At 72.0% G+C, this 7,785-nt stretch carries 8 protein-coding genes; 5 read left to right on the top strand and 3 right to left on the bottom strand.

Annotation, left to right across the window (positions count from 1 at the left end):
* The first annotated feature begins 319 nt into the window (after positions 1–319).
* Positions 320–796, top strand: coding sequence for a hypothetical protein (locus ACIA77_RS52080; protein WP_395893689.1), 477 nt, complete (start codon positions 320–322; stop codon positions 794–796).
* Positions 797–921: 125 nt separating this feature from the next.
* On the opposite strand, the gene ACIA77_RS52075 is transcribed toward ACIA77_RS52080, so the two are convergent.
* Positions 922–1,566 (bottom strand): phosphate signaling complex PhoU family protein, encoded by a 645-nt coding sequence (locus tag ACIA77_RS52075; protein ID WP_395893688.1) that lies wholly within the window; start codon positions 1,564–1,566, stop codon positions 922–924.
* 587 nt (positions 1,567–2,153) lie between these two features.
* Between ACIA77_RS52075 and ACIA77_RS52070 the strand changes: the two genes are divergently transcribed.
* Together ACIA77_RS52070 and ACIA77_RS52065 are read left to right on the top strand one after the other, a co-directional pair.
* A complete protein-coding gene (locus ACIA77_RS52070) occupies positions 2,154–3,047 on the top strand; it encodes a universal stress protein (RefSeq protein ID WP_395893687.1) in 894 nt (297 codons plus the stop codon).
* 194 nt (positions 3,048–3,241) lie between these two features.
* Complete coding sequence (locus ACIA77_RS52065; protein WP_395893686.1) at positions 3,242–4,288, top strand: M20/M25/M40 family metallo-hydrolase; 1,047 nt, start codon at positions 3,242–3,244, stop codon at positions 4,286–4,288.
* Between the two features lie 18 nt (positions 4,289–4,306).
* Here the strand turns inward: ACIA77_RS52065 and ACIA77_RS52060 are convergent, their stop codons facing one another.
* Positions 4,307–4,870: a TetR/AcrR family transcriptional regulator gene (locus ACIA77_RS52060; protein ID WP_395893685.1), complete on the bottom strand. Its 564-nt coding sequence runs from the start codon at positions 4,868–4,870 to the stop codon at positions 4,307–4,309.
* 111 nt (positions 4,871–4,981) lie between these two features.
* Here ACIA77_RS52060 and ACIA77_RS52055 point away from each other — a divergent pair, with 111 nt between their 5' ends.
* Positions 4,982–5,713, top strand: a complete 732-nt coding sequence (locus tag ACIA77_RS52055; protein ID WP_395893684.1) for an NADPH-dependent F420 reductase — start codon at positions 4,982–4,984, stop codon at positions 5,711–5,713.
* A 19-nt stretch (positions 5,714–5,732) separates the two neighbouring features.
* Here ACIA77_RS52055 and ACIA77_RS52050 read toward each other — a convergent pair whose 3' ends face one another.
* Positions 5,733–6,683, bottom strand: a complete 951-nt coding sequence (locus ACIA77_RS52050) for an AraC family transcriptional regulator (protein ID WP_395893683.1) — start codon at positions 6,681–6,683, stop codon at positions 5,733–5,735.
* Positions 6,684–6,810: 127 nt separating this feature from the next.
* Here ACIA77_RS52050 and ACIA77_RS52045 point away from each other — a divergent pair, with 127 nt between their 5' ends.
* Positions 6,811–7,659, top strand: coding sequence for an NAD(P)H-binding protein (locus ACIA77_RS52045; protein WP_395893682.1), 849 nt, complete (start codon positions 6,811–6,813; stop codon positions 7,657–7,659).
* The last annotated feature ends 126 nt before the right edge of the window (positions 7,660–7,785 follow it).

Raw genomic sequence — 7,785 nt, 5'->3', positions numbered from 1 at the left:
GAGTTCCGAGTAACGCAACCCGCCGCTGGCGAGCACACCGAGGATCAGCACGCACCACTTGTCCTCCACGCGAGCCAGCAGATCGCGCACCCAGCTGTTGAGTTCGACTGCTTGCTCGCGTGAGTCGGCGGTGTCCTCGGCCATCCTCGACTCCCGTGTCCGTGCGGTCCCCGGTGCCCGGCGCGCCGGGGAGTGGAGCGCGGTGTCGATCTTAAATCGGCTGCCGGGGTGCGAGACTCCGGCCGTAGCGGAGGGTGAGCGTGGGCCGAACCTGCTGGTGGCTGGCGGTCGCGGGGCCGGGTTTCCTAGGCTGATCTTCGTGTTCGAGACGGTGCAGGCACGACTGCGCGCCCGGTTGACAGCGGGGCTGGCCAGATCGGGGATCACGCTGGCCTGGTGGGTCCCGATGTGCACGACCGCCCTGTTCACGATCGTGCTCGCCGTGGCGGTCGGGCAGCGGGCCGGGCGGCCGCTGGTCCTGCTCGGGCTCGGGTTCGTGCTCGCGATGTCGTCGACGCTGCTCTTCGCGGTTCCCGGGCGGATCGCGCCGCCGTGGCTGAAGGCGCTCGGCGTGCTCGCCGGGGTCGGCGTGCTGCTGTGGTTCCCGGTCGTGCCGGACTTCGCGCCGATCCCCCTGGCGGTGCTCGTCGCCGAGCTGGGAGCGTTCGCGCCGACGCTACTGGCGTTCTCCGGCACCGCGCTGTCGGTCGGGTTGCTGGGCGCCGCGGCGGCGACGGTCGGGCTGGTCGGGTTCCCGGTGAGCCGATGCCGGCGGAGACGCCTGCCTGGGCGGTGAAGACTCGCGAACAGATCCGTTGACGCGGAACCCGCCTGACGAGGCCGGCGGAAGGGACCGCCGCGGTCTGCGGGTCCCGGCGCCGACAGCCGCCCGGTGAGCAGCGGCGTCCACAGTAGACGGATTCAGGCAGGCAGGCTGCCGGTAGCCGCGTACTCGATGCGCTTCGCGACGGACACGGCCTGGTCACCGAAGCGTTCGTAGAACCGGGCCAGCAGCGCGGCGTTGGCCGCGACGGCGGGACCGTCGTGCCAGTTCGGGGTGGTGATCAGGCGCAGGATGCGCGCGTGGAGGTCGTCGACGGCCTGGTCGGCGGTCTCCAGTTCGGCGTGCATGCCCTCGGCCGGTGCGGCGAGCAGGTCGGTGAGCCGGTCGGCCATACCGGCGGTGAGTTCACCGAGCAGGCCGAACTTCTCTTCCAGCTCGGCGGGGACCGCGTGGTGCGGGTGGTGGAACCGGGCGATGCCCGCGATGTGGGCCGCCAGGTCGCCCATGCGCTCGATCTTGTCCGCGCAGTAGACCGCCCCGAGCACGCTCCGCAGTTCGTGGGCGACCGGGGCCTGCAGCGCCAGCAGCGCCTGCGCGTGCTCCTCGCACTCGGCGCGTCGCCAGTCCAGCTCGGCGTCCCCGCCGAGCACCTGCTCGGCGAGCAGCAGGTCAGCGGTCAGGAGCGCCCTGGTCGCGTCCCGCATCGCCTGCGTGCTGAACGCGCACATCTGGCTCAGCTCACCACCGAGCTGAGCCAACTCGCCGTGGAACGCGTTGCGCACGTCTCCAAAGTAGCCCGCTCAGCGGCACCCGCCAGCGCTGCAACCCGACTGTCATGAGCGCCTGCCGGCTGGAGAGCCGGGGTACCGCAGGTCGAGGCCGGTTCCGCGCCAGAACGACCGGCGTTCGGGATTTTTTCGCGACGGAGACCCCTCACCCGGCACGGGTGATGCGGGACCCGCCGTGTCCTCGCTAAGCGTGAAGCAGAGGTAAGTGTCCGCGCTGTCCACCGGGGGAGGTCACGCTCGTGCTTACCGCCGGGGAGTCCGGCCCGCCGGACAGGGCGCGGCCGCGTGCGAGACGCCGGTGCCAGGAGCGTCTTCCTCGGCGAGGACCGCGATGACGGAACCGGGTGCTGGTCCCCGTGCTGCGCAGCCCTTCCGGCATGGCTCGCGCCGAGCGCTGTTCGAACCGAGCCGGAAACCGCGGATCAAGGACGTTCGGCTGCACCCTGGTCGCCTCGCCTCCGTGAACGCCGCCGAGCTCGCCGTCGTCCACTCCGGACGCTCGTCGTGAGCCACCGGGCGGGAAGTTCGTCGTTCGCCTCGGCCGGCACCGGCACCGTGAGGCTGGAAGAAGGTGAGTGGGCATGACCGCGTGGGCACGCACCATGGTGGTCGGAACGGATGGCTCGCCCGGAGCGCAGGAGGCTGTGCGGTGGGCGGCGACCATGGCGTCGGAGCGCAACCGCGATCTCCTGATCGCGCACGGCATGGAGTTCATCCTCCGCTTCCACGACCTCGACATCGCCGGGATCAACGAGGTGGGCACGCTGGCCCAGCACGTCGCGGAAAGTTATGTCGCCGAGGCCCGCGAATTGGCGCTCTCGGTGGACTCTTCGCTCACCGTCACCACGGAAATAGTGCCCGAATCGGCCGCGGCCCTGCTGGTCGACCTGTCCCGCAACGCGCGGATGGTCGTGCTGGGCGGCAGCGGAATGGGTGCGTTGAGCGGCATCCTCGTCGGCTCGGCGGTGGCGCCGGTGGTGAGCCAAGCGCACTGCCCGGTGGCGGTCGTCCGGGACCGGGACGGGACGGTGCCGGTCGAAGGGCCGGTCGTGGTGGGCGTCGACGGCAGTCCGAACAGCGAGCAGGCGATCGGTGTCGCCTTCGAGGAGGCGTCGTTCCGCGGCGTGCCGCTGGTGGCGGTGTACGCCTGGAGCGACATCACCTACGAGTACATGTACGGGACGGCGAAGCTGATGCCGCAGTGGGAAGCCATCGAGCCCGCCGAGCAGCGGCTGCTGGCCGAGCGGCTGGCCGGCTGGCAGGGGGACCACCCGGACGTACGGGTCCGGCGCCGCCTGGTGCGCAACAACCCGCGGCACGCGTTGCTGGAGGAGTCGGCGCAGGCGCAGCTGGTGGTCGTGGGCAGCCGCGGCCGGGGCGGGTTCAAGGGGCTGCTGCTGGGGTCGACGAGCCAGGCGCTGGTCCGGCAGGCGCAGTGCCCGGTGCTGGTCGTGCGCCCGGAGCCGACGGCATAGCGGTGGGCTTCTTCGTCGGCTTGCCGGACGTTGGTGCACGCGAACAGTTGTCCGGTCCTTTCCCACCACGCAGTGATCCTTCACCACCACAGTCGCCGTCAACCGAGCAGCATTCACCTTTGCCGTGCGGTGCGGTGGCCCGGCTGAGGTGCGACGGTGGGAGGTCCGGCCGAGGCGGATGAGGAGCAGTTGTGATGCGGTCACCGAAGAGCGTCCTGACCCGGAGAAGATTGGCGCTCGCGTTGATCGCGGGTGTGGTTGCCGGCGGCTGTTCGTCGCCGGGTGCGCAGCCACCGGAGCCGAACGTGCAGGTGGTGGACGGCCCGGTGGCTCGTCAGCTGAAGGGCGCGGTGAGTGACGCCGGAGCGGTCACGCACCTCCAGGCGTTGCAGAAGATCGCCGACGACAACGGCGGCAACCGCGCTTCACCGGGCCCCGGTTACGACGCGAGCGTCGACTACGTGACGGGCGTGCTCCGGGCCGCCGGCTACGACGTGGCGACCCCGACCTACGAGCTGCCGCGCAAACGCGACCGTGAGCAGGGCACCGCGCGCAACGTCATCACGCAGACCCGTACCGGGGACCCCGCGCACGTGGTGGTGATCGGGGCGCACCTGGATTCGGTGGAGGACGGACCCGGGATCGTCGACAACGGTTCCGGTGTCGCCACGCTGCTGGAAATCGCCCGCCACCTCGGCCCGTCCGCGTCGCTGCGCAACACCGTCCGGTTCGCGTTCTTCGGCTCGGAGGAGAGCGAGTCCGAGGGCTCGAAGTCGTACGTGAACGGCCTGTCCACGGCTGACCGTGAAAAGATCGCGCTCTACCTGAACGTGGACATGGTGGCCTCGCCCAACGGCGGCTACTTCGCCCAGGGCGGCGCGGGTGACAAACAGTCCCAGACCGGCCCGCCCGGTTCGGCCGCCGTCGCCGGTGTCCTCGCCGGCCAACTCGCGGCGACCGGCGTGAAACCGGAAACCATCGAGTTCGTCGGGGACGACGAAACCGCGTTCGTCGACGCCGGCATTCCTTCCGGCGGCGCGGAAAACGGCGACCGCAAGGACAAGTCCGGGGCGCAGGCCCAGGCTTGGGGCGGCCAGGCGGACGAGCGGTACGACCCCTGCTACCACAAAGCCTGCGACCGCCTCGAGAACGTCAACCGCGTCGTACTGAGCCATTACCTCACGGCGATCGCCGGGACGGTCGCCTACTTCGCGACCTCGGACCAGTCGATCCTCCGCTGAGGCACGCCAGCCAGGACATCAGGTCACGCGCAGCCCGGCGTACACGAGGTCGGCGTAGCGCTGCCCGGCATCCGGTTCGGTGCGGGCGAGCGGGGCGGCGGCGTGGTGGACGCCGCAGGTCAGCTGGACGACGTCGAGCCCGCGGACGTCGGCGCGCACGACGCCGGCGTCGCGGGCGCGCTCGGTGAGTCGTTCGGCCGCGGCCACGAGGCGCTCGACCTCCGCTTGGACCTTCGGGTGCCGGTCGGCGCCGGCGCGGTCGAGCGCCTCGACCACGGCCCGGTTGCGGGCGTAGAGATCGGCGCTGAAGCGCATGAACGCGGGCAGGGCATCGTCGCGGGGCGCCAGGCGATCCGCTTCGGCGACGAGTTCGTCGACGGCCGCGGCGACGATCGCCGCGAGCAGGTCATCCTTGGTCGGAAAGTGCCGGAAGACCGTGCCCTTGCCGATGCCGGCCCGCGTGGCGATCTCCGCGACCGTCGCGTCCACGCCGCTTTCCGCGAACACCTCGGCCGCCGCCGCGACGAGGGCCTTGCGCGTGCGCACGGCGTCGGCGCGCATCGGGCGGCCGGGTTCCGCCATCACCACCTCCTGGACCACGGCCAGCCTAGCAAACCTGACCACTCGGTCCGGTTAGTGCTACAGTCCCTAACATGACCAGCCGGTCACATTAGGGAACGGGAGACGCGAACTGTGAGCACAACCCTCGGCTTCATCGGCAGCGGCCTCGTCGGCGGCACCCTGGCGCGCCTGGCGACGGCCGCCGGTGCCGACGTCGTCCTCAGCAACTCGCGCGGCCCCGAAACACTGGCGGGTTTCGTCGCGGAACTCGGCGCCCACGCTCGCGCCGCGACCGGCGAGGAGGCCGCGCGCGCGGATGTGGTCGTGGTTTCCGTGCCGCTCACGGCTTACTCGCGCCTGCCGGCCGAGGCGCTGGCCGGGCGCACCGTGATCGACACGACGAACTACTACCCCGACCGCGACGGCCGGTTCCCGGAACTCGACTCCGGCGAACTCACCTCGAGCGGGCTGCTCCAGCGCACGCTGCCGCGTTCGTCGGTGGTGAAGGCGTTCAACAACGTCTTCTACCGCCAGCTGCTCACCCTGGCTCGCCCGGCGGGCTCCCCGGACCGCAGCGCGCTGCCGGTCGCCGACGACGACGCCGCCGCGAAGCGCGAAGTCGCGCGTCTGGTGGACGTGCTGGGCTACGACGCAGTGGACACCGGCGGCCTGTCGGCGAGCTGGCGCAGCGAGCCCACTACGCCCGTGTACGTCACGCCGTACCTCGGCCCCGCGCCCGCCGATCTCGCGAGCGCGGACTTCATGGCGTGGCTGGGGAAGACCGATGGTGTCCCGGTCCCGAAGTCCCAAGTGGACACTCTCGTCGCCTCGGCGGTTCGCGGGCCCGCAGGCGGTCGCGTCTGACCTTCGCGACGCCGGCCCGTCAGCCGGGCGGGGGTTCCCGGCTGTCCGCGAGGGTGGCGCGGCGGTACTCGCCCGGGGTGGTCGCGAATTCGCGCCGGAAGGCTTTCGCGAAGGCGAAGGCGGATCCGTAGCCGATGGCGGATGCCACTTGACCCAGGGGTTTGTCGGTGTCGCGCAGGAGGCGGGTGGCGAGGGTCATCCGCCAGCGGGTGAGGTAGGCCAGCGGCGGTTCGCCCACAACGGCGGTGAACCGCCGCGCGAAGGCGGCGCGTGACAACCCCGCCGCGGCGCCGAGTTGCTCGACGGTCCACGCGTGCGCCGGCTCGCCGTGGATGGCGGCGAGGGCGGGCGCGGTCACGGGGTCGGCGAGGGCGGCCGACCAGCCGTGCGGCCGCGCGGTCTCGTGCAGCCACGCGCGCAGCATGTACACCAGCAGGGCGTCCACCAGCGACGGGGCCACGACGGCGGCGCCGGGCGGCCGCGACTCCAGTTCGTCCCCGAGGAGTTGCACCAGCGCGCGGAGGCTGGGGTGCCGGCCCGGCACGGCCGGCAGGTGCACCACGTCCGGCAGGTCCCGCAGCAGCGGGTGCGGGCGGTGCCGGTGCAGCCGGTACGCGCCGCAGACGATCGTCGATCGCGTACCGGCGCCGGGGAGTGAGACGCGGCCGAAGGGCGTGCCCGGGGAAGGGCGCGTCGGGCGGAAGTCGACGAGCGGCGTGCCGGGCGCGGACTCCAGGGCGTGCGGAACGCCGCGCCCGAGCAGGGCCACGTCGCCCGGTCCGAGCTCGACCGGCTCGAAGACCGCGCCACCCGGCAGCGGGGTCAGCCGGCACGAACCCTGCAGCACCACGTGGAACGCGGCCCCCGTGACGTGGTCGAAGCGCAGCCCCCACGGCGCGTGCGCCTCCGTGTAGGCCGCGACGGGGGTGCCGACACGCAGGGCTGCGAGTACGTCCGCGAGCACGTCCATGACTCTGACGATAACCGTCTTCGCCGGCGAGACGAACGGACAACATCCCGATCGTTTCAGCCATTCATCGTCTCGCTCGTCGCGCCTAACGTGATGAACAACGGTGAACGACGAGCAGGGAGAAACCATGACTGTGTGGGTGGAGGGCGCCACCGGCAAGGCCGGCCGCCGCGTCGTGCGGGCGCTGGCCGCGGCCGGGGTGCCGGTCCGTGCGGCCAGCCGGCATCCCGGCGAGCCGCACGGCTCCGTGACGCCGGTGCGCTTCGACTGGTACGACGAGACGACCTGGGCCCCGGCGCTCGGCGACGCCGGCACGCTGTTCGTCAAAGGGCTGGACAGCGACGATGACGCCGCCGAGATCACCACCCGGCTGATCGCCTCGGCCCCCGGCGTGCGGCGCGTGGTGCTCATGTCCGCCGCCGGCGTCGACCGGACGCCGGCCGGCGCACCGCGGCACGCCCTGGAACTGGCGGTGCAGAACTCCGGTAAACGCTGGACCATCCTGCGGCCGAACTGGTTCCTGCAGAACTTCGACGAAGACGACGCGGTGTTCGCCCGGGCGCTACGCGAGACCGACCAGCTGTACGCGGGCAGCGGCGAGGCCCGGGTCGCCTTCTTCGACACGCGCGACCTCGCCGACGCCGCCGTCACCGTCCTGACCGGGGACGGGCACGACGGGCGCGGCTACACCCTCACGGGACCGGATTCGGTCACCTTCGGGGACGTGGCGGACGCGCTGGCCGAAGCGTCGGGCCGGCCCCTCAAGCACCTGGACGCGACGCCGCCCCAGCACCGGGCGCACTTCGCCGCGTCCGGGCGCCCCGAGGCCTGGGTCGACCACATGATGCACCTCTTCGAACTGGCCAGGGCCGGGGTGTTCAGCCCGGTCACCGACGATTTCCGCCTGCTCACCGGAAAACCGCCCCGTTCCTTGGCCGCGTATGCCGCCGAGGTGTGGGCGGCTCCGGTGCGGTGAAAGAAAACCGGGGCTGCGCGCGACCCCCCCTCGCGCGCAGCCCCACCCCCAGCCGAGAGAGCTCATATAGTCACCAACCCCGCGGTGGCCTGCGCACCCTCGCCGTCGTGGGCGGGGGCGCCCGCC

It is taken from the genome of Amycolatopsis sp. NPDC051903, from assembly GCF_044452505.1.
GTDB lineage: Bacteria > Actinomycetota > Actinomycetes > Mycobacteriales > Pseudonocardiaceae > Amycolatopsis.
The sequence above is the reverse complement of the archived record's forward strand: the minus strand, read 5'-3'. Positions and strand labels throughout refer to the sequence as shown.